The organism is Starkeya sp. ORNL1 (assembly GCF_012971745.1).
Taxonomy (GTDB): Bacteria; Pseudomonadota; Alphaproteobacteria; order Rhizobiales; family Xanthobacteraceae; genus Ancylobacter.
Window position 1 is genome coordinate 5,492,654 of sequence record NZ_CP048834.1, and the last position, 21,118, is coordinate 5,513,771.

At 62.5% G+C, this 21,118-nt stretch carries 17 protein-coding genes; 11 read left to right on the top strand and 6 right to left on the bottom strand.

Annotated features, from left to right (window positions below):
- Window positions 1-173: 173 nt before the first annotated feature.
- The 3 genes from G3545_RS25870 (at window position 174) to G3545_RS25880 (ending at window position 2,756) form a co-directional block, all read left to right on the top strand.
- Entirely contained in the window at window positions 174-740 is a 567-nt protein-coding gene (locus G3545_RS25870) for a hypothetical protein (protein ID WP_170017076.1), read from the top strand.
- Window position 741: 1 nt separating this feature from the next.
- On the top strand, window positions 742-1,401 hold the full coding sequence (locus G3545_RS25875; RefSeq protein ID WP_170017078.1) for an isochorismatase family cysteine hydrolase: 660 nt from the start codon (window positions 742-744) through the stop codon (window positions 1,399-1,401).
- 665 nt (window positions 1,402-2,066) lie between these two features.
- Window positions 2,067-2,756 (top strand): LuxR C-terminal-related transcriptional regulator, encoded by a 690-nt coding sequence (locus tag G3545_RS25880; RefSeq protein WP_170017080.1) that lies wholly within the window; start codon window positions 2,067-2,069, stop codon window positions 2,754-2,756.
- A gap of 17 nt (window positions 2,757-2,773) precedes the next feature.
- On the opposite strand, the gene G3545_RS25885 is transcribed toward G3545_RS25880, so the two are convergent.
- Window positions 2,774-5,680 carry a winged helix-turn-helix domain-containing protein gene (locus tag G3545_RS25885; protein ID WP_170017082.1) on the bottom strand — a complete coding sequence of 969 codons (2,907 nt, stop codon included), beginning with the start codon at window positions 5,678-5,680 and terminating at the stop codon, window positions 2,774-2,776.
- Window positions 5,681-6,020: 340 nt separating this feature from the next.
- Window positions 6,021-6,269 carry a hypothetical protein gene (locus G3545_RS25890; protein ID WP_170017084.1) on the bottom strand — a complete coding sequence of 83 codons (249 nt, stop codon included), beginning with the start codon at window positions 6,267-6,269 and terminating at the stop codon, window positions 6,021-6,023.
- 196 nt (window positions 6,270-6,465) lie between these two features.
- On the opposite strand from G3545_RS25890, the gene G3545_RS25895 reads away from it, so the two are divergent.
- The 4 genes from G3545_RS25895 (at window position 6,466) to G3545_RS25910 (ending at window position 12,390) form a co-directional block, all read left to right on the top strand.
- Window positions 6,466-7,689 (top strand): sugar ABC transporter substrate-binding protein, encoded by a 1,224-nt coding sequence (locus G3545_RS25895; RefSeq protein WP_170017086.1) that lies wholly within the window; start codon window positions 6,466-6,468, stop codon window positions 7,687-7,689.
- The gene (locus G3545_RS25900) at window positions 7,649-8,569 is read left to right on the top strand and encodes a sugar ABC transporter permease (protein WP_170017088.1); all 921 of its coding nucleotides are present in this window, start codon (window positions 7,649-7,651) and stop codon (window positions 8,567-8,569) included. Before G3545_RS25895 ends, G3545_RS25900 begins: the two co-directional genes overlap by 41 nt.
- A 133-nt stretch (window positions 8,570-8,702) precedes the next feature.
- The gene (locus tag G3545_RS25905) at window positions 8,703-9,359 is read left to right on the top strand and encodes a carbohydrate ABC transporter permease (RefSeq protein WP_246702568.1); all 657 of its coding nucleotides are present in this window, start codon (window positions 8,703-8,705) and stop codon (window positions 9,357-9,359) included.
- 175 nt (window positions 9,360-9,534) lie between these two features.
- A complete protein-coding gene (locus G3545_RS25910) occupies window positions 9,535-12,390 on the top strand; it encodes a winged helix-turn-helix domain-containing protein (RefSeq protein WP_170017092.1) in 2,856 nt (951 codons plus the stop codon).
- Between the two features lie 897 nt (window positions 12,391-13,287).
- Here the strand turns inward: G3545_RS25910 and G3545_RS25915 are convergent.
- From G3545_RS25915 to G3545_RS25925, 3 genes are all read right to left on the bottom strand, one after another.
- Complete coding sequence (locus tag G3545_RS25915; protein ID WP_170017094.1) at window positions 13,288-13,623, bottom strand: hypothetical protein; 336 nt, start codon at window positions 13,621-13,623, stop codon at window positions 13,288-13,290.
- A 174-nt stretch (window positions 13,624-13,797) separates the two neighbouring features.
- Window positions 13,798-14,514 carry an ROK family protein gene (locus G3545_RS25920; protein WP_170017096.1) on the bottom strand — a complete coding sequence of 239 codons (717 nt, stop codon included), beginning with the start codon at window positions 14,512-14,514 and terminating at the stop codon, window positions 13,798-13,800.
- Between the two features lie 27 nt (window positions 14,515-14,541).
- The gene (locus tag G3545_RS25925; RefSeq protein ID WP_170017098.1) at window positions 14,542-17,037 is read right to left on the bottom strand and encodes a glucan 1,4-alpha-glucosidase; all 2,496 of its coding nucleotides are present in this window, start codon (window positions 17,035-17,037) and stop codon (window positions 14,542-14,544) included.
- 417 nt (window positions 17,038-17,454) lie between these two features.
- Between G3545_RS25925 and gnd the strand changes: the two genes are divergently transcribed.
- Genes gnd through G3545_RS30000 form a run of 4 tightly spaced genes read left to right on the top strand, consistent with a single transcriptional unit; the run spans window position 17,455 to window position 20,836 of the window.
- A complete protein-coding gene (gnd, locus tag G3545_RS25930) occupies window positions 17,455-18,438 on the top strand; it encodes a phosphogluconate dehydrogenase (NAD(+)-dependent, decarboxylating) (RefSeq protein ID WP_170017100.1) in 984 nt (327 codons plus the stop codon).
- 3 nt (window positions 18,439-18,441) lie between these two features.
- Window positions 18,442-19,986 carry a glucose-6-phosphate dehydrogenase gene (zwf, locus tag G3545_RS25935; RefSeq protein WP_170017102.1) on the top strand — a complete coding sequence of 515 codons (1,545 nt, stop codon included), beginning with the start codon at window positions 18,442-18,444 and terminating at the stop codon, window positions 19,984-19,986.
- On the top strand, window positions 19,983-20,654 hold the full coding sequence (locus G3545_RS25940) for an HAD hydrolase family protein (protein WP_348644602.1): 672 nt from the start codon (window positions 19,983-19,985) through the stop codon (window positions 20,652-20,654). The genes zwf and G3545_RS25940 overlap by 4 nt, the downstream gene beginning before the upstream one ends.
- Complete coding sequence (locus G3545_RS30000; RefSeq protein WP_348644659.1) at window positions 20,630-20,836, top strand: HAD hydrolase family protein; 207 nt, start codon at window positions 20,630-20,632, stop codon at window positions 20,834-20,836. Before G3545_RS25940 ends, G3545_RS30000 begins: the two co-directional genes overlap by 25 nt.
- A gap of 72 nt (window positions 20,837-20,908) precedes the next feature.
- Here G3545_RS30000 and G3545_RS25945 read toward each other — a convergent pair whose 3' ends face one another.
- Entirely contained in the window at window positions 20,909-21,115 is a 207-nt protein-coding gene (locus G3545_RS25945) for a hypothetical protein (protein WP_170017104.1), read from the bottom strand.
- Window positions 21,116-21,118: the final 3 nt, after the last annotated feature.

Here is a 21,118-nt window from a genome sequence, read left to right on the forward strand (position 1 = left end):
CCTGTCACTTGGACCTTGGTGCCGACGACACGATGGTATCAATCGAGGGTGTGAGGCGGAGTGCTGGCCCGACGCTTGCCGAAGCCAATCCGAAGGTATCAGCGACACCATCGTGCAATGGCATTCCGACCGCAATCAATGATCTGGTTCGGTACGGGACAAGGAGAATTGCCATGGAAGACCACGAGATCGTCAGCTCAAACTTTACCGCGATCATCAACGCTCCGATCGACGGCATCGATATTCCCGCCTGGTGCTTCACGCTGTCCGAGGAGGAGTATCAGGGCTGCTCGCCTGCTCACATCGCGGCGGGCTTCACGACGGCGCCGGACGGCAAGCGCATGTCGATCAATGTGGAGATCATTGGCGGCAGCCTGATGGTGCAGCATTATGTCGAAACGCTTGGGAGGAAAGACCACCTCGTACTGGAATCGATTTCCGATGTCTTCACCCCTGCCGGTCGAACGACGATCCACGTTCTCTGGGAACTAAGAGTCAAAGCCCTGGACAGCCGGACCTGTGAGTTCACGAACCATGTGCGGACCAAGGCGACCGACGAATTCATGAAGTTCATCGATCGCCAGGGCATTCCCCTGGACGTGTTTCGCTCGCAGCGTCAGCCCATGTCGATTGCTCACAACAAGAGTGAAACTCCTTTCTTTGCCGCCAGTATCGAGCGAGCCGCGCGGCGATCCGGCCAGACCGAGACGGTCGTGGTCGCTGGGCAGAGGAGGGCGTGACATGGCGATCCACGGGTATGACCCCGAGATCACTGCGCTTTTGGTGATCGATCCCTATAACGACTTCATCTCCGAAGGTGGCAAGATATGGCCACGCCTTCAGGCCGTCGCCGAGGCGAACGGATGCGTTCCTCATATGCTGCAGGTTTTGACTGCGGCACGGAACTCCCGGATCCGGGTATTCTATGCAATGCACCACCGCTATCGTCCGGGCGACTATGAGGGCTGGAAGTATATCGCGCCAATCCAGAAGGCCGCCTGGAAGCGCAAGAGCTTCGAATTCGGGACGTGGGGTGGGGAGATCCGCGCGGAATTCCAGCCTCTGCCGGGCGAGACGATCGTCGCAGAGCACTGGTGCTCCAGCGGCTTCGCCAACACCGACCTGGATCTCGAGCTCAAGAAGCACGGTATCCACCAGTTGATTGTCATCGGACTCGTCGCACATACCTGCGTCGAGGCGACCGTTCGCTATGCTGCCGAGCTTGGGTACGATGTCACGGTAGTCAGGGATGCAACCGCCGATTACACCGAGGAGGCGATGCATGCTGCGCTCGACGTAAATATGCCCAACTACGCCAATGCCATTGTGAGCACTGCAGAAATCGTTGGTTCAATTGCCGCAATGCGGCCCACGCTCGTGGAAACGGCGGGTTTCGATTGACGAAACTGCAGCTTTATTCCGGCATCGGAGTTTGTTCGCGGCGGTTGAAGAGACCCGGTACTGATTGCGGCACCGGCGATCCCGAAGCAATCGGCAAGCGTTTCGGTATTACCACAGGCACGAGCGCTGGAACCGGCTCCTGCGCCGCTTTCGGGCCTCTCGCCGCGGCATGAGCAGTTGCCGCGGCGTCACGCATGACGGCGCGCGATAGCGCAGCCGTTGGCGCAAGGAACCAACGTCTCGTCGACGATCCGCGCCCGCTCCTCCATTGTCCGGCACCGCGACCCGATCGCGCCCTGCCTCGTCGGTCAGCAACCCACTTGCCGAAGCCCGGCGAGGCTAAGACCGCATCAAGAGGTGGTGGATCGCAACCGCCGTATCACGGTCGATATCCGCAGGCGACTTCTGACCGTCAAAGCGAACGGTACAGGGCGCCGTTAGCCCTTGCTCCTTTGCAGAGCCGAAGCGCTGCCGGCCTTCGGTAGTCGAGGGCGGTCGCTTTAACAACTATTCACAACGATTCATTCGCGGTCCGCCTGGAAACGGCGCAACGTCTGTGGGCCGAGCGAAGAGACGTCATCCCGAAGCAAGACCGGGTTTCGCTTGCAGTCCGCCGGCGGTGACGGCGCCGCCACAGTGCAGGTCAATCAGCGGGAGAATGCGCCATGCCCCTATCGCCAGACCTATCCATCGGTACACGCCATCCAATTCCGACGTTTGCCGGTCTTTCGCCGATCGCGCCGGCGGCACCCATCATATTCATCGCCGTCAGCGATACGTTTACGCGCCAGGCACTAATTGCGGCCGTCCATGATATGGGGTGGCATGCGAAGGACCTTTCGTCAGCGAGAGCCCTCCTGACTGAGCCGGTTGCCACTGTGCCGAACTGCCTCGTGCTCGACGTCTCGCTGCCCACGTATGGCGAACTTTATTTTCAGAAATGCCTTGCCGCCGAACGCCCTGGGACGCCGGTCGTGTGCATTACCGGCGTTGCCGACGTGCCGATGACAGTGCGGGCAATGAAGGCCGGCGCCGTCGACGTCCTGCCCAAGCCGGTGCGCTCCGACCTCCTGGTCGATGCCATCCAAGACGCCCTGACGCAGAGCGAAAGCAGATTGCGGGAGAGCATGGCTTATCGTTCGATCCACGAGAGCTATGCTACCCTTAGCCCCCGCGAACGCCAGGTCATGGCGCTGGTCGCGTCCGGCCTCCTGAATAAGCAGGTCGGCGGCAAGCTCGGCATCAGCGAGATTACCGTGAAGGCGCACCGTGGTCAGGTGATGCGCAAAATGAACACGCGTTCGTTCGTAGACCTGGTGAAAATGGCGGAGAAACTGCAGAGCGCGGCCAATTGAGGCGGCGTGTACCCGGCTCAGCTGTCTTCCTTGCCGGATAGCTCGTCAATAAGCGCCTTGGCGTGTCGTAGATCAGCCGTCTCGAAGCCCTCGGTGAATCGCCCGTAGATCGGCGCGAGGAGACTGCGGGCGTCGCGTCGCCGGCCGTTTCTCTGATAGTGTCGGGCCAGGCTCAACGCTGTGCGAAGCTCCCACGACAGAGCTTCCTGCCGGCGCGCCCAGCCCAGCGATTGTTGGAATTGCTCCTCGGCCGCGCTATCGGCCGTCCTGCCACCTTCTGCTTGGAGAAGCTCGCCTCTGACGCGCAGGACCTCGGCGATGCACCAGAGTTCTTCGTCTCGTTCGCACATGGTGAGAGCCTTGTCGATGATCTGCTGCCCCTCGTTGATGCGGTTTGCCAGCCGTAGTCCGTCGGCATATTCCGCATACACCCAGGTGTGGCGCAACGAGAAGCGGTTCTCCGGAAGCCTGTGCAGCGTCGTTCGAAGCAGATCCAGACCGCGCGCGAGATCGCCTTGCTTGATCAGCAATATCCCTTGAAAGCATTTGCCCCAGGAATGCCAGATAGCCAGACCTTCTCGAACCGAGCGGTTGAGCAAGAGGTCTATATAGTGCTGCGCGCCAGGCAGATCGTTGGCGATCAACGAGAGGGGGCACGCGCCCTTGGTCAACGAGTTGCAGAGGGTAAGCGTGTGGTCGAGCGCCAGCGCTTCCTCGACGTTGGCGGCGTTCATCGTCAGGGCCTGGGTGACGAAGCCTTGCAGCCAGAGGATAGTCACCAGAAAATTCCGAGCGGTGACCTTCTGGTCGAACTGAAAGCGGATGATGTGGGCGCGATGCACGGGCGCCACGTAGTGGCTCAGCATATATTCGATCTGCCGTCGGGCGGTCCGCTGGTCGCCGAGAAAGTGGGCCGTGAAGCCACGCATGCGTTCGCCGGTCAGCGGATCGACGGGGTCGCTCGAGTGGGTTGCGACGTCGCAAAATCGATCGGCCAGCGCCAACGCCTCCCGAAAGGACCCACGATTGTGGGCATGGCACCACAGACACCACAGTACGCGAAGCTTGTAGTCGATGTCGTCAAGGGTCTCGGCGATCCTGAGCGCTTGGCTCAGCGCTGCTTCCAGCTCTGGACCCCAAGCCTCAATGTTGAGAAGCACCGCGCCGAGGGCATGCTGAAACTGAAGCTCGAGACGCGGGTCACGTTGCGCGCTGGAGGTCAGAACCGACAGCGATTGCGCGACGCGCGATCGGCATTCGTTCATCAGTGACAGGTGCATCCATAAAGGCAGCGCGGCCTCGGTCATAGCAACGCCCAGCATCGCGTCGTCGCCGGACGAGAAGGCCCAGTCCAGCGCCTTGCGGACATTGTCGATCTGGTGTCCATAGGTCGCGAGCCACTCGTCGCGACCCATCACCTCGACGTCGAAGCCGGCGCGAATGAGCACCGCGCGATAATGTTCGGCATGGCGGCGTGCGGTTGAGGCGAACTCGCCGCTCTCGACCAGCTTCTCCAGGGTGTAGGCGCGTGTCGTGTCCAGCAGGCGGTAGATTGGCGTTTGGCCTTTGCCATTCACGGAGACCAGCGACTTGGCGACCAGATCGGCAATCGCCCGGATTACATCCGCTGCATCGTCCTCCTTGCCGATGACAATTGCTTGCGCTGTCTGGAGCGTAAAGCCGCCCGCGAAGACGGCGAGGCGGCGCAGCACCATCTGCTCGGTCGGGTCGAGATACTGGTAGCTCCAGTCCAGCGCCGCCGTCAGAGTGCTATGCCGTTCCAAGGCCGTGCGCCGCCCGCGCATGAGAAGGCGGAAGCGGTTGTTCAATTGCGAGGCCAGATCTTTCAGACCGAACGTATCCACACGGCTGGCGGCGAGTTCGATGGCCAGCGCCATGCCGTCAAGCTTGCGGCAGATGCTGGAGACGAGCCATACGGTCTCGTCCGTGACGTCGAAGGCTTCGGCGCTCGACCTTGCACGCTCGACGAACAACTCGACCGCCGGGAAGGCGAGTGCTTGCCGTGCGGTCAGGACTGCCGCTTCCGGCGGTGTGTCGAGCGGTTCGAGGTGATGAACGTTCTCGCCTTCCGCCCGTAGCAACTCGCGGCTGGTGGCGAGCACGCGCAAGTCGGTTGTGCCGCTCAGGACCGCCTCGGCGAGGGCGCAGGCTGCCTGAAGGACGTGCTCGCAACTATCAAGCACGAGCAGGACCCGGCGGCTATGCAGGAAATCGACGACTTCCGAGATCGGATCGTCCGATGTCACGGCGAGCCCGAGCGTCGCCGCCACGACGCTCGACAGCGCGATAGAATTCGAGACCGCCGCAAGGTCGATAAAGAACACTCCGTCGGTGTAGGCCGCCGTCACTTGCTGGGCGATTGTGAGAGCTACCGTCGTCTTGCCGATACCGCCGGGACCGACGATCGTGAGAAGACGGCGGTGTTCGAGACGCTTGACCGCGTCCGCCACCACGCCATCGCGGCCGATCACCCGTGATATCGACTGGGGTAGCCGCTGACTGCGTTCCGCGATGACGGGCGCGACGGCCGGTAACGCCGTCGGCGGCATCGAGTGCGCGACCGGCGCCACGAAGCGATAGCCGTGGCCGGGCACGGCGACCACGTAGCGGGCGCTCGCGCGTCCGTCGTTCAGCGCGCGCCGCAACAATGCCATCTGGGTGCGAAGATTTCCCTCGTCGACTACGACGTTGGGCCATGCCCGCGCCATCAGTTCGTCTTTGGCGAGGAGTTCACCCGGCCGTTCGACGAGGGCAATCAGGATCTCGAGCGCGCGGCCACCAATTCGGACCGGCTTATCGCCCTCCAGCAGAAGCTGCCGCTCCGGTTGAAGGCGAAAGGGTCCGAACGTGATCTCGCGGGCAATGCGATGGCCGGCATTTTCTGGCGGCGCTGCGATCGACAAATCAGGGATCCTTTTGGATGCCCGGATTATTAGCCGCACCCGTTCGAGAATAAAGCCGCCATTTTCGGAGTGAAGCAACTGCGGACCCAAGCACCGCCAGCCAGTTCAACGCCGATTGGGAGACTTTTTGGAAGATGGGGTTAGGTTGGCATGAACCGGTGACAATAGAAATTCACGCTGTGAAGCCGTGCCGAGAGGCGTGGCGGTCGCTGGTAGCGTGATCTCGTACGCGGCGCCAGACGCATCAGCTTGGTGGCTTGGTGATGGCCGTCCTTGCCGAACATAATCGTCAGCACCCGCAAAGTCGCTCTTGAGTCGGACGAGCCGGTGGTGCCCGCGCTCATGCTGGATCGAGGGTCGCGGCCGCCACCTCAATGCGCCTCCTGCCGGCTGGATTAACAGTCAGAGCCTCGGCCACCGGAAGCTCCAATACGACCTCATCATTCTCGTCGAGCACTACGATCACAGTCGAGATTGGCGCTTGGTGCATTCTCATCCTCGACGCGTTCCTGGCTAGTTCGATCAGGAAAATCATCACGATGGCGAGAGCCACTACAATTCCGCTTGCCATCGCAGTGACGACGAACATGGCCTCTGCACGCTCCTGGTAAGTGAGGCTGATGAGACATTCGAGCCGGGATGGAAGGTTTCGTTTGCAGCGCAAGGGGGCGGCACCCGTAGAGCACATTACCGTGGGCGGCATGCCGCGGCCTGCAGTATCTTTCTTTTGCGGCCCATACTCGCTAACTTCATATTTAAGCTCATCTGTTCTCGGGGGGATAGCAATGATGCGCCTGGTCAGAACCTTGTTCACGCTTGCGCTTATATCGTTCCCGCTCGGGATTTCTGGTGCCTGGGCGGCCGATATTCGGTTCACGGCCGGCGAATACTCCGGCTTTACACGTCCGTTCCTCGAGCGCGCGGCTCGCGACTTCGAAGCGCTTCACCCTGGAACACGCATCCAAATTGAGGTCATCCCGTGGGACAGCTACCTGCAAAAGCTCACGACCGACATCAGCGGCGGCGATCAACCCGATCTAGCGATCGTTCCGACCATGTGGGTGTCCGACCTCGCATCCGACCGCCTTCTTGAACCCCTCGATGCGTTGGCGACACCCGAATTCAAGTCGAAGTTCATACCAGCGTTCCTGGTGCCGGCCACCGTTGATGGCCATCTCCTTGGTTTGCCAGCGGCCGCCTCGGCTCGGGCGATGGTTGTGAACACGGATCTCCTCAGCCGGGCAGGCGCACCCGAGCCGAAGACATGGGAGTCGCTCAAGGAGGCCGCCCGGCTTGTCGCCGCCTTACCTGACACCTATGGGTTCGGGCTTCCCGGCAAAGAGGTCGAGGTCGATACGTATTTTTACTACGCACTCTGGGCGTTTGGCGGGGAAATCCTGAAGGACGGACGGAGCGGCCTCGCGGCTCCAGAGGCCATTCGCGCAGCGACCGCCTATATGTCGCTCATCAACGACAAGGCGACCGAGCCGGCACCGACGGCGCACAGCCGCGAGGATGTCTTCAAGCTCTTCAAGGAGGGCCGCATTGGAATTATCTTTACCTATCCGATGCTGATCCCGCAGCTGAAAGAAGAAGCGCCTAAGCTTCACTATGCCGTCATGCCGTTTCCGGTCGAGACCAAGCCGGTTACGCTAGGGGTAACCGACGTCTTGACGCTGTCGAGTTCCTCGAAGAACAAGCAGGTCGCCTGGGAGTTCGCGCAGTTCCTATACGGTGACAAGTATCGCGCCGAGTTCGATCGCGCGGAGGGGCTCCTTCCTGTCACAGTCTCGGAAGCAGCGAGTAGCTATTACAAGGACAATCCAGACATCGCGGCATTCGCAGCCGGGCTCGCATACGCGCGCTTCTTCCCTACGGTCAAAGGCTGGCCTGAAATCTCGGATATCACAGTTCGCGCTCTACAGACCATGTACCTTGGCCAGCGGACACCAACGGAGGCGATGACCGATGCAGCGCGGCAAATCGACGAAGTCCTCGCTCGGCCTTGATGGTGAAGCGCTACAGAATCGGCACACGCTTCTTCTGCTTATTGCCCCAAGTGCCATCGTGACTGCAGTTATCGCCCTGATACCTGTACTGCTCCTGGTCCGGATGTCCGTCTCTCAGATATCGCGTTTCGGTAAGATCGGCGATTACATAGGGTTGGCGAATTTCATACGCCTGGCCGAAGATCCGGCCCTGCCCGACATTGCGCTTCGGACAGGCCTGTGGACCGTGTCGGTGGTTGCCGGCACTATCCTCATCGCGCTACCGACCGCGCTAATTCTCAATCGGCCCTTCTTCGGCAGAGGATTGGCCCAGTTCCTCATTCTCGCACCGTGGGCAATATCAGTAACCTCGATGGCAGTTGTCTGGCGGCGCGCTCTTGGTGACGAGGCGGGACTGGTAAACAGATTGGCCTCCACGATCGGATTCTCCGACCCCTCGATCACATGGCTGGGTTCGACCTCTCTCAGTTTCAGCTTCGAGATTTTAATTGCTATTCTGGTATCCGTGCCCTTTAGTACTGTAATCTTTCTTGCTGGACTATCTTCGATACCGACCGACCTCGACGATGCGGCCCGCCTAGCGGGCGCAGGCGCCATTGGTAAGTTGAAATATCTGACATTGCCCTTGCTTCGGCCCTTCATATGGGTCGTTCTCATCTTCAACGTCGCTTACGTCACGAATTCATTTCCGATCATTTGGATCCTCACGCAGGGCGGTCCAGCGCATCGCACCGATATTCTTATAACCTACCTCTATAAGTTAGCATTTACATTTGGCCGTCTCGGGGAAGCCGCAGCACTTTCGCTTGTCATGCTTTGTGGGCTCGGGGTGGTGACCGTTCTCATGCTGCGTATGATTGAGCGGTCAGACTATGCTTAGGCGAAGTTTGGTCTCCTGGCTCGCTCTCCTTCCGCTCATCTGCTTGAATCTTCTTCCATTTGTTGTAGCGCTTCACACAATCTATCGCGCCGGTGATAGGAATGTAGCAGATGCGGTCGCCTTCTGGGCGCCCATGCTGCAAAGAACCGATCTCGGAATATCCCTCCTTAACAGCCTCACCGTCGCCATTTCGACCGCTGTTGCATCCACTCTTATCGCTTTGCCTGCGGCATACGCCCTTTCCCGCTTCCGCTTCCGGGGAAAGCGCGCAGCTTCCGAGGTCCTCCTCGGTTCACAGATGCTCGCACCCATCATGCTTGTATTGGGCCTTTCGCAAATGGTTTCAGGATTGGGCCTCACGGACACCCGGCTCGCGCTGGTGTTGCTCTATTCGGCCTTCCAAGTGCCGTTTGCCGTCTGGATGCTCCGCGGCTATTTTGACGCGATTCCCATAGAGATCGAAGAGGCGGCGCGGCTCGACGGAGCATCGCGGCTGCGAATAATCTGGTCGGTCGCACTCCCCCTCTCTCTGCCCGCTGTGGCGGTAACGGCGACCTTCGCTTTCATCACCGCGTTCAACGAATTCGTGCTAGCGCTCACGCTGCTGCGGAGCCCGGCCAATTTCACGCTTCCGCTCCAGGTCAACGCGCTGACCGCTGGGAGATATGCAGTCGACTGGCCGGACGTCATGGGGGCCGTTCTCATGGCAAGCCTGCCCGTACTGTTCATATTCTGCGGATTCCAGAGGTATATGGTGCGCGGTCTTCGCCGAAGCCTAGGGGTGACATGACCCTACGTCTTCAGGCGCAGTCCGTCGCGCGCATCCGATCCGAGTGATATAAGGCGCCAAGAGTTCCAGGCACATTGATGATACTAGTGGAAACGCGGTGATTGAGCGGGACGCAGCTTCAGTCGGGCAGCTGTCCTTTGGGCCCTTCACATTCTTCCCAGGGCGGCAGCTCCTGGTGGAGGGCGAAACTCCCGTCAGCCTCGGAAGCCGGGCGCGGGCGATTCTGCTGGCCCTTCTCGATCATCAGGGCGAGGTCATTAATAAGACGCAGCTAATTCAACGTGCGTGGCCGGATACGTTCGTGGAAGAGGCCAACCTCAGGGTACATATCGGAGCCCTTAGGCGAGCGCTCGGGGACGGCCACGACGGGCGCAGATACATCGTAAACATCCCGGGCCGCGGCTACTCCTTCGTCTGCCCTGTGGAACGATCGAATGCTGCCCGGGTCCGGGAGATACCGCCGGAGCCGAACTCCGACAATTCGGGCCTGCCCCCGGCTCCCACCCGCATCGTCGGCCGCAGCGAGACTGTCCAACTCGTGGCCGCGCTGTTGAGAGAACAGCGTTTCGTGTCGCTTGTCGGGCCGGGCGGCATTGGCAAATCGACCGCGGCCGTCGGCGTCGCGTATGAAATGCTGAGCAGCTTCAGCGACGGCGTCTGCTTCGTTGACTTGTCCGCGCTTAGCGATCCGCAACTAGTCCCTGCAGCGGTCGCCGCCGCGCTTGGCGTCGGCCTGCGCTCAGAATCGCCGATGCAGAGCTTAATCGCCGCAACGCGATCACGCCGACTGCTTCTCCTTCTCGACAGCTGCGAACACGTTATCGAGACCGCTTCGCCCCTGGCTGAACAGCTTTTCAGCAGTGGGGGCGACGGGCTTCACATTCTCGCCACTAGCCGGGAGCCGCTGCGCGTCAAGGGGGAGCGCATTCATCGATTATCGCCACTCGATGTGCCTCCACCGGCGGCGAGCATTTCAAGCGCGGAGGCCCTCGCGTACCCGGCGGTGCAATTATTTGTCGAGCGGGCCGCAGCAAGTTTTGACGGCTTTCAGTTCACCGACGCAGAAGCACCCGTAGTCGCCGATCTCTGCCGCAGATTGGATGGCATCGCGCTTGCGATCGAGATCGCGGCGGGTCGTGTCGAAGGCTTGGGCGTTGCCGGCCTGGCAAGCCGACTCGACGACCGTTTCCGTCTCCAACTCCAGGGGCGCCGAACGGCGCTCCGCCGACATCAGACGCTGAGCACGCTGCTTGATTGGAGCTATGCACTCCTTCCGGCCTTCGAACAGCTCGTCCTAAGACAGCTAGCGATTCTGGTCGGCAATTTCACCATGGACGATGCGGTGGCCATCATTGCAGACGACGAGGCTACGGACGCCGAGATCGTAAATGCCGTCGCTAATCTCGTTGAGAAGTCGCTGATCGCCGCCGACGTGCGCAGTCAACAGGCGCACTACCGGCTGCTCGACACGACTCGGGCCTATGCCGCCGTGAAGCTGGCGGAGAGCGGCAAAGCCGCACTGTTGCGGCGCCGGCACGCAGAGATTTTCGGGGAGGCCCTTCGCAAAGCGAATTTGGGTTGGGAGATCCAACCGGCGCCGGCGTGGATTCACGATCATTGGCATTTGATCGACAACGTGCGCGCGGCTTTGGAATGGGCGTTCTCGCCAAGCGGAGACGCGGAGATCGGGGTGGCGCTCGCGCTTGGTGCGGTGCCGCTCTGGTTCCAGCTTCAGCTTATTGCCGAAGCTCATCAGCAGACACGCCTGGCCCTTGCGAGCGGTGGCTCAAACCGGGATCCACACAGCCAGATGCGTCTGCAGGCCGTGCTTGCCTGGTCGCTGATGCAGATCAGGGGGCAGGTCGACGAAACCCGCACTGCCTGGGAGCGGACACTTGAACTCGCCGAGAGCATCGACGACACGGACTACCAGTTGCGTGCCCTGTGGGGTCTGTGGTCCGGCCTCCTCAATCAGAGCCGGTTCAGGGAAGCCTTGGCTCTGGCACATCGCTTCGCAGACGTCGCAGCCCGGCGAAGCGACCTGAATGACAGTTATATCGGCTACCGCATGATCGGCTATATTCTCCACTTGCTTGGCCGGCAGACGGAAGCTCGGCGATATCTCGAACTGATGGTCAAGGGCTACGTCGCTCCCATTGCGGGTTCCCAAATCATCCGCTTCGTATTTGAGCAGAAGGCGACGGGTCGGTGTTTCCTCGCCCGGATCCTCTGGTTGCAAGGTTCCTTCGATGCAGCCATCGCCGAAGTCGACGACATCGTCGCAAGTGCCGAAGGCGCTGACGACCGGCTCACCCTCTGCCAAGTTCTTGTTCAGGCGGCATGCCCAGTTGCGCTGTTCGCCAACGACCTCGTCCGAGCTCGCCGGTTCGTCACCATGCTCGTCGAGGAGTCCGCGCGAGACGCGATCGAGTTCTGGCAGGTTTGGGGGCAGTGCTTCACCGCTGTCCTCAAGATTCGGGAAGGAGACAGTTCCGCGGGTTTAAAGAGTTTAGGCGACGCTCTCGGTCGGCTGCGGAATATTGGCTACGGTGTCTACTATATTTTCTTCCTGGCCGAGTATGCTCAGACTTTGGCCGAGGTCGGTGAGTTCGAGCGGGCCAACTCCTGCCTCGAAGACGCCCTCGCGCGCTCAAAGCAGAATGAAGAAGGCTGGTTTGCTCCTGAACTTTGGCGGCTTTCCGGGGAGTTTGCCGCGTTGAAGGGCGGGCCCGACGCCGTAGATGTGGCGGAGCAACAACTTATGACCGCCTTGAATCTGGCGCGGGAACAAGACTCTTTCTTTTGGGAGATCAAGGCCGCGATGAGTCTCGCGCGTCTATGGCAGCGACAGAACCGCGCCCGAGAGGCCAAGGCTCTGCTCACGCCGCTGATCGACAGGTTCGAAGGCGGCGCGGACCAGCCATTGTTGAACGAGGTAATTGAGCTAACAGATGCCTTGGAGGCGGCCACAAATATTGTGAAGTTTGGCGAATTGGAGTTGAAGGTTCGCCGAGGCCTAAGAGAGAGATAGCGCGGCCTGGGGGGACATTGGGAAGATCGATGCCGCGGGAATTGCCCCTGCATCAACGGGCAGCGAGAGAAATCATCGCAATCCGCGCAACCGGTGTGAACCCGCTTTCCTCTCGCCCGTAATCTCCCAGGCGCAAGCGCGGTGACTGACCTGCATACCGCGCGTGTGCATCCACAATTTGCAACGTTTTACACCCGTGATGTGAGAAGGCCGATACGTTAAAGCCTCAACTCAGTATTGGGGCCTCGCCCACATGAAACATTGCAACCTGGTATCCCCGGCTCCGCCTATCCACCCGAGCGCGTCGGGCACGGTTACGGCAATCAAAGCTAACTCGCCATTTTGCCGAGTTCGACCTGAATCTCAGGCGCACGAGGACTGCGCTGCTTTCACTCCGTCGTCCGTTGATCGCAATACGCACGGCAAGATTGCTGATGCGCTTACGGCAATAATTGTTCAAGCCGAAGCCACTCGGCGCAATGCTCTAAGGTTAGGCGCAGGGGGTGGCGACATCGCATCATCGTCTGAGCAAATCGTCGATTGCGCCAAGAGAATCTGGCAGATTTTTACCGATCCATCGGATTGAGCGAACAGCTAGCGGTGGCGAGTTTGGAGCTCGCGGACGGCCAATCGGCGGTCGGCGTCTTGCGACCTATGGTGACGTTGGACGCGTACTCACCGTCTGGAGCATCGACGCGAAAACGTCGATACTCCAAGTATCGCACAACATCATCTATCTCAGCGCTTCCGGCCCGGCACGGATGCGTCGCATGAGTTCGTGTGCACGGATGATACGATCGGCATCGATTTTTTCGCCCCGCCCGACAGGACTGGCTCGACGCATCAGTCGAAGATGCGATCAGGGGAGCGGAACTGGCCGGACGCCCGGCCCAGCCACTAAAGGCTGCAGCCTGGGTGCTTGGACAGGTCTGCCTGTGACAGATCGGGCGGGCACGCTGTCGCGCCGCCGGCGCCCTGACCGCAGGTCGACGCCTTGACCTGCGAAATGCCCGCATAATTGCCCTGCGAGACATGGACGCGGACGCAGGTGTTGGTGCTGGCGTTCCACCACGTATTGTTCTTCACATCCACATAGCCGCGCGCCTGCATCTGGCTCTCGGCGCCGGGGGCGCGTGAACCGACCAGGTCGGCGACATCGCCCGGTGTCTTGGCGTGAACGACAGACGTAATGGTCAGCAGCGCTGCTGCGCCCGCAAGGAGCCGAGTGTACATCCAAGTAGTCTCCCAATTCCGACCGAACCATAGCGAGCATGTTTGGCGTTCGTGCGTCAATGGAGAGGGGTTGCTTGCCAGACACGCTCGACAGGTGCTCAGGGAATCACGCGCGAGCCGATACCTGCCAGGCGGGCAGCCCTCCTGGCAATTCGCTGCAAGCCCGGGAGGATTCTACCCCCGCGCCCTCCACAGCTCCGCGCCGCCCTTCAGGCCGGCGTCGTTGGAGGCGATGGTGACGTTCTCGGGCAGCTTCAGCGTGACCTTCTTGGCATTGCCGCCGCCGAAGTAGAGGCGGTCATAGTGCAGCAGCGTGTAGAGCACGCCGATCACCTTCTCGAGGCGCTCGTTCCAGTGCTTCTTGCCCTTTTCCTCGAGCGCCGCATTGCCGAGATATTCGTCATAGGTCTTGTCGTCATGGATCGGATGGTGCGCCAGTTCCATGTGCGGCATCAGCGCGCCATTGCGGAACAGCGCGGTGCCGACGCCGGTTCCGAGCGTCACCACCAGTTCCAGCCCCTTGCCGGAGACGACGGCGAGGCCCTGCATCTCGGCGTCGTTGATCAGGCGGGCTGGGTGGCCGCCGAGGCGCTTCGACATTTCGTCGGCGAGCGCGAAGCCCGCCCAATCCGGCGTGCCGAGATTTGGCGCCGTCAGCACCTTGCCGTCGCGTACCACGCCGGGGAAGCCGATGGCGATGCGGTCGAACGCCGGGAACGGCTTCACCATGCCGGCAAAGGCGTCGAGCAGCACCTGCGGCGGACAGGGATGGGGCGTCTCCACCCGCGCCCGCTCGGAGAGCATCCCGCCCTCATCGTCGATGACCGCACATTTCAGCCCGGTGCCGCCGATGTCGACGGCGAGAATGCCTGCCTTGCCTGTACCCGCCACGTTCCGCTCCCTTGGCTTGTCTGATGATCAGGTCTCGGCCGGCTCGGCATCGCGCCGGCTGACATGATGGCCCTTGTATCCGTGCTTCGCCCCATGGAAGAGCGAGCCTTCATCGTCGACCGCGACCTCGAAATCGGTGCCCTCCCACCGCTCGGCCTCCAGCCAGTAAAAGGTGAAGCGCAGATGCTTGCCTTCGTCGGCCTTCACGGTGGGGAGGTCGGCGAGATTGATGCCGAAACCGTTGGTGGTGGTCGTGGTGTCGTGGGCGGTGTTCCAGCCGTCGAGCGTCCAGTGGATCAGCGCCGGGGCCGGCAATTCGATGCGCAGCGCGCGGCCGGCGGGCAGCGAGCGGAGCTTCTGGTTGAAGCGCCACAGCCGGCGCGGCGAGGTCACCTTGTCCTTCTGGTAGCGCTGCACGGTCTGCGGCGGCATGTCGAACACCCGCCCGTCGCGCAGCGACCGCAGCAGCTTGATGTGCTCGGCATGGGCCCAGACCAGCGGCATGGCACTGCCGGAGGGACGGCCGCGGAACAGTTCGCGCGCCGGGATGTCGTCGCTGTCCCACACCTGTTCGGGCAGCAATCCACCGGGGCCGGCGGAATCCTCCAGCGTCACCAATAGCTGCTCGGCGCGCTCATGGCGGCCGGCGGCGAGCTCATAATGCGCGCGCTCCCCGGTGAGCAGCGGCCAGGCGCGGCCGATGCCGGTGCCGTCGAAGGCCGAGCCGTCCTCATGCTCGCCATAGCCGTCGCCATTATAGCGATACCAGACCGGGCCCTGCGGCAGTTCCACCCGCAATATGGCGTCGATCGCCTTGACGGTGTCGAGGATGCGCGGGTCGTCCGGCGCGCGCAGGCCGAAGCGCACCAGAGCCAGCGCGTCCGGGCTGATGAGCTGGGCGGCCGGGCGGTTGGTATCCGATGGCGGGCGGTTCTTCACCGGCACGAAGCCGTCGAGCGGGGAGGCGGCGTCGGCGGTCTCCGGCGGGGCGACGCGGACATAATAGCCGCGGATACCGAGCTTCTCGGCGAGCTCGGTGCCGGTGGCGAAGGTCCAGCGCTCGATCTCGTCGTTCCAGCTGTCGGCGGTCTCCCGCAGATAATGCGCCTGCCCGCGCTTGCCGGTCATCTCCATCATGTCGGCGGCGGCGAGCAGCGCCGCGATCTCGACGGCGAGGGTGAAGGGGGAATAGCCGGCATCCTCCTCCCAGCGGTCCTGCCCGGTGACCGGCCCGTTGCGCACCACGAAGCTGGCGGCGCGCTCGATCATCAGTGTGTAGCGCTCGAACTCCGCGAGTGAGAAATGCCCGCCGCGCCGGAGCATGTCGGCGAGCAGGATCGGAAAGGCGCATTCGTCCATCTGTACGCCGCCCCAGTAGGGCACGCCGTCGAGCCAGACATTCTGCGACCAGTGCCCATCGGCTTCCTGGATGGTGGCGAGATAATTCAGCACCGCCTTGGCGTCGTCCACCGCGCCGGCGGCGAGCAGGCCGCCGGCATTCTCCACGAGGTCGCGCGGCCAGACCAGGTGGTAGCCGCCGAGATCCTCGTCGCCCTTGTTGAAGCCCCAGGGGATGGAGAGGCTGGCAATGATGGCGCCGGGGAAGGAATTGGGCTGGTGGGTCGCCAGCACCGTGGTGCTGACGCGATAGGTGTTGATGTTCGAGGGGCCTTCCGGCCGGTCGAGCGGCAGCAGCGGGCTCTGCCACGCGCGCCAGCCTTGCACATAGTGCTTGCGGGCGGCATCGAAGCCATCCTGGAGGCTGGAAAGAGCGCGGAAGCCGGCTTCCTCCGGCCGCGAGCCGAAGCCGAGCGCGAGCAGCACCCGCCCATCGCAGGCCGGCAGATCGATCTCCCCGGTGAGCGCGACATTGCCCTTCTCGGCGCGCTGGTAGCTTTCGTCGAGCGCACCGTTCCGGGTGAGCAACTGCCAGCCGTCCGAGGTGCCGACATAGCCGACCGAGCGCGCCTTCCACGGCACGGAGGAGGCGAGCGCGACCGACACGCCATAGCGGCCGGTGGCGAACAGCATCGGGTTGCCCTTGTAGTCGCCGACCCAGGCGGTGTTGTCGGCTCCGGCATTGACAAGGTGCGGGGAGAGCAGGCCGAAGAGCCGATAGTCCGATACGTCGCCGATGAGCGCCTCGAAGGAGATCTGCTGCAGCAGCGATTCACGCATCGGGTCGGCGAGGATCTGCTTCTCGATGCGCCAGCGCCCATCGCGCGCCGTGTTCATAAGATGATAGGCGGGCACGCCGTGCTCGAGAATCGCGATCTCGTGCTCGGTGTCGCGCTTTTCCTCGGCGAAGTAATTGTCCGGTCCGGCGACCATGAAGCCGAAATCGCGAGTGCAGGCGGTGTCGACCCGCGGATAATAGATCTCGTTCAATATGCCGTGGCTGAGCGTGAACCAGATGCGGCTCGCCGCAGTCTTGGCGGTGCCGACGCCGCTCTTGGCGCTCGAGGTCCAGCGGGCGGGCATGCCGGGACCGCCGGGCGGCACTTGGGCGTTGGTTTCCGTCATCGGCTTGCCTCCCCTTGCGTCGTCCTTGAACGGACGATCGAATGCATCTGCGGCGGGTGGCGACACCCGCGCAACGTTTGGACTATCTTACGGTAAAGATGGAGTGATGCTCGCGACGGCGATGAGTCGGCGTCCGCACCACAATGAGACCCGCGCGTTTCACGGGTTCGACCTTTCCGGTTTCGCAGGCGGTTGGCGCCGCCCGGTTCACGAACGTTGCGAAAGATTCAGCAAACGGTCAATCGCCGCTTCTGCTTCGGCGCCGGACGATTTACGAATTCGGTAATCGAGCTGTGAACTTCGCGCGGTATTCCATGCCGATCGCTATCTTGAGGTTTCAACAGCGCATTCGTTTCGGGCGCACCGGCGGCTAGCCGCGGGGCGTTCGAGTGGGACGACCGGATCAGGGAGTGGAATATGCAGCTCGGTGTCATCGGCCTCGGCCGCATGGGTGGGAATATTGCGCGGCGCCTAACCCAGGCTGGTCATTCCTGTGTTGTCTGGGACCGCAATAGCGGTGCGGTGACCGAGCTTGCCGGTGAAGGCATGACGGGCGCCGCCGACCTCACCGACGTGGTCGCCAAGCTCACCGCGCCGCGCGCGGTGTGGGTGATGCTGCCCGCCGGCGGCCCAACCGAGGCGACCGTCACCGCGCTGGCGGAGATCCTATCGCCCGGCGACATCATCATCGATGGCGGCAACAGCTTCTACAAGGACGACATCCGCCGCGCCGCGAGCCTGGAGCCCAAGGGCATCCACTATGTCGACGTCGGCACCTCCGGCGGCGTGTGGGGCCTGGAGCGCGGTTATTGCATGATGATCGGCGGCACCAAGCAGGCGGTCGATCATCTGGATCCGATCTTCGCCACGCTGGCGCCCGGCAAGGGCGACATCCCGCTGACCCCCGGCCGCGAGGGCCGCGATCACCGCGCCGAGCAGGGCTATATCCATGCCGGGCCGGCGGGTGCGGGACACTTTGTCAAAATGGTCCATAACGGCATCGAGTACGGCCTGATGCAGGCCTATGCCGAGGGCTTCGACATCCTCAAGAACAAGTCTTCAACCGAGCTGCCGGAGAATGAGCGCTATACGCTCAACATGCCGGACATCGCCGAAGTATGGCGCCGCGGCAGCGTCATCTCCTCCTGGCTGCTCGACCTCACCTCGATCGCACTGGCGCAGAATGAGGAGCTCACCAATTACTCCGGCGAAGTGGCGGATTCCGGCGAAGGCCGCTGGACGGTGATGGCGGCGGTGGAGGAGGCGGTCTCCGCCGAGGTGCTGACCGCGGCGCTCTATACCCGCTTCCGCTCCCGCCAGGACCATACCTTCGGCGAGAAGATGCTCTCCGCCATGCGCTTCCAGTTCGGCGGCCATGTCGAACAGAAGCCGGGCAACTGAGCGATGGGGAGCGAGAACGTCGTCCTCGGGCAGAAGGTGCTGGCGCCGGATACCGCGCCGGCACCGGCCTCCACGCTGTTCATCTTCGGTGCGTCCGGCGACCTGACCAAGCGCCTGCTGCTGCCCTCGCTCTATAATCTTGCGCACGAGGGCGTGCTGGACGACGGCTTCGCCATTTTCGGCGTCGATCACACGCCGTCCAGCGACGAGGAGTACCGCGCCTATCTCACCGAGGCGGCGGCGAGCCTGCCGGGGGTGTGTGATACCAGCGGCGATACCTGGTCCTGGCTGATGAGCCGGGTCAGCTACATCACCGGCGATTTCGAGGATCCGCAGACCTATGGCGGCATCGGCGAGCGGCTGGCGGAGCGGGCCAAGATCACCGGCAATGCGGTGTTCTACCTCGCGGTGGCGCCGCGCTTCTTCGGCACCATCTCCGAGCAGCTCGGCGCCGCCGGGCTGCTGAAGGAAGACGACACGGCGTTCCGCCACATCGTGGTGGAGAAGCCGTTCGGCACCGACCTGCCGTCCGCCAAGGCGCTCAACGCACGGCTGCTCGCTGTGGCGGCGGAACGGCAGATCTACCGGATCGACCATTTCCTCGGCAAGGAAACGGTCCAGAACATGATGGCGCTGCGCTTCGGCAACGGCATATTCGAGCCGATCTGGAGCAAGGAATACATCGACCACGTGCAGATCACCGCGGCCGAGACGGTGAGCGTGGAGCAGCGCGGGCGCTTCTACGACGCCACCGGCGCGCTGCGTGACATGGTGCCGAATCACATGTTCCAGCTCCTCGCCATGACCGCGATGGAGCCGCCGAACTCGTTCGACGCCGATGCGGTGCGCACCGAGAAGACCAAGGTGATCGAGGCGATCCGCCACATCAAGCCGAGCGACGCCATCGGCACGGCGGTGCGTGGCCAGTATCGGGCGGGCTTCGTCAATGGGCAGCCGGTCAAGGACTATCGCGCCGAGAACGACGTCGCCTCGAACAGCCGCACCGAGACCTATGTCGCGCTCAAATGCTTCGTCGACAGCTGGCGCTGGAACGGCGTGCCCTTCTATGTGCGCACCGGCAAGGCCCTGGCCACGCGTCGCACCGAGATCGCCATCCAGTTCAAGCGGGCGCCCGGCGTGCTGTTCCGCAACATGCCGGCGGCGCTCAAGCCGAACCTCCTGGTGATCCATGTGCAGCCGCACGAGGGCATCTCGCTGCGCTTTGCCGCAAAGGTGCCGGGCCGCAAGGTCCGGCTTTCCGATGTCGAGATGGACTTCAAATACGCCGATTATTTCAAGGCGGCGCCGTCCACCGGCTATGAGACGCTGATCTATGACTGCCTGTGCGGCGACCCGACGCTGTTCCAGCGCGCCGACACCATCGAGGCCGGCTGGGAAGCGGTAGAGTCGATCATAGAGGCGGTCTCTGCCGGTGATGACGACGTGCAATTCTATTCCGCCGGCAGCAGCGGACCGGCAATGTCCGACGTCATGCTGGCGCAGGACGGCTTCCAGTGGCTGCCGCTGGAAAGGGAACCCGCACCATGAGCGTATCCGAAAGCCCGACCTTGAGGGCGCCGTCCCAGCGCATCTCGCTCATGGTATCGGACGTCGACGGCACTTTGGTGAACCACGACAAGCAGGTGGCGCCGGCAACGGTCGAGGCGGTGCGGCGGCTGCGCGAGGCGGGCGTGCCGTTCGCGGCTGTGTCGAGCCGCCCGCCGCGTGGCATGAAACTGCTGATCGAGCCGCTCAAGCTGGAGCTGTTCGGCGGCTTCAATGGCGGCTCGATCGTGCGCGCCGATTACACCCCGGTGGAGGAACACTATGTGAAGCTCGATGCGGCGCGAACCGGCACCGAGGTGATGAAGGCGCGCGGCGCGTATATCTGGGTGTTCGCCGACAATGAGTGGTACATCACCGATCCGGACAACAGCTATGTCGCCCGGGAAATCCGCACGGTGCAGTTCCAGCCGACCGTGGTGAGCGATTTCGGCGACCATATCGCCCGAGCCGGCAAGATCGTGGGATCCTCGTCGGATTTCGAGATGCTGGCGGCCTGCGAGGCCGAGCTGCAAGGCCTGCTCGGGGATGGCGCCTCGGCGCGGCGCTCGCAGAACTATTATCTCGACCTCCCCGCCTGGCACCGACCAAGGGCTATGCGGTGCGAGCCTTCGCCGCCCATTTCGGGGTGCCGCTCGACGAGGTTGCGGTGATCGGCGACATGGTCAATGACCTGCCGATGTTCGAAGTCGGGGGGCTCTCCATCGCCATGGGCAATGCCTCGGATGCGGTGAAGGGACAGGCGAACTTCGTCACCACAAGCAATGACGAGGACGGTGTTGCCCACGCTATCGAGCAGTTCGTACTACCGCGTGCGGCGGGCAAGTCGTCCTAGCAGGCAAGTCGTCCTAGCAGGCAAGTCGTCCTAGCAGGCACGGCCGTCACAGGATGAACGGCCGCGCGGTGATCAGTTCATTCTCTTGACGGAGCGCGCGTGGATCGCCGCCACCATCAGTTCGGCGCGGGCGATATCGATCTCCGTCGCCTGGCGCGGCGGGGCGGCGGTCTGAGGTTCCTCGGCACGCTCGAAGCGGAAGCCGTGAAACACCGCATGAATCATCGAAAGCACGCCTTTGCCGGATTCCATCCGCGGTGCGGTGTGGGTCCTGGTCATGTT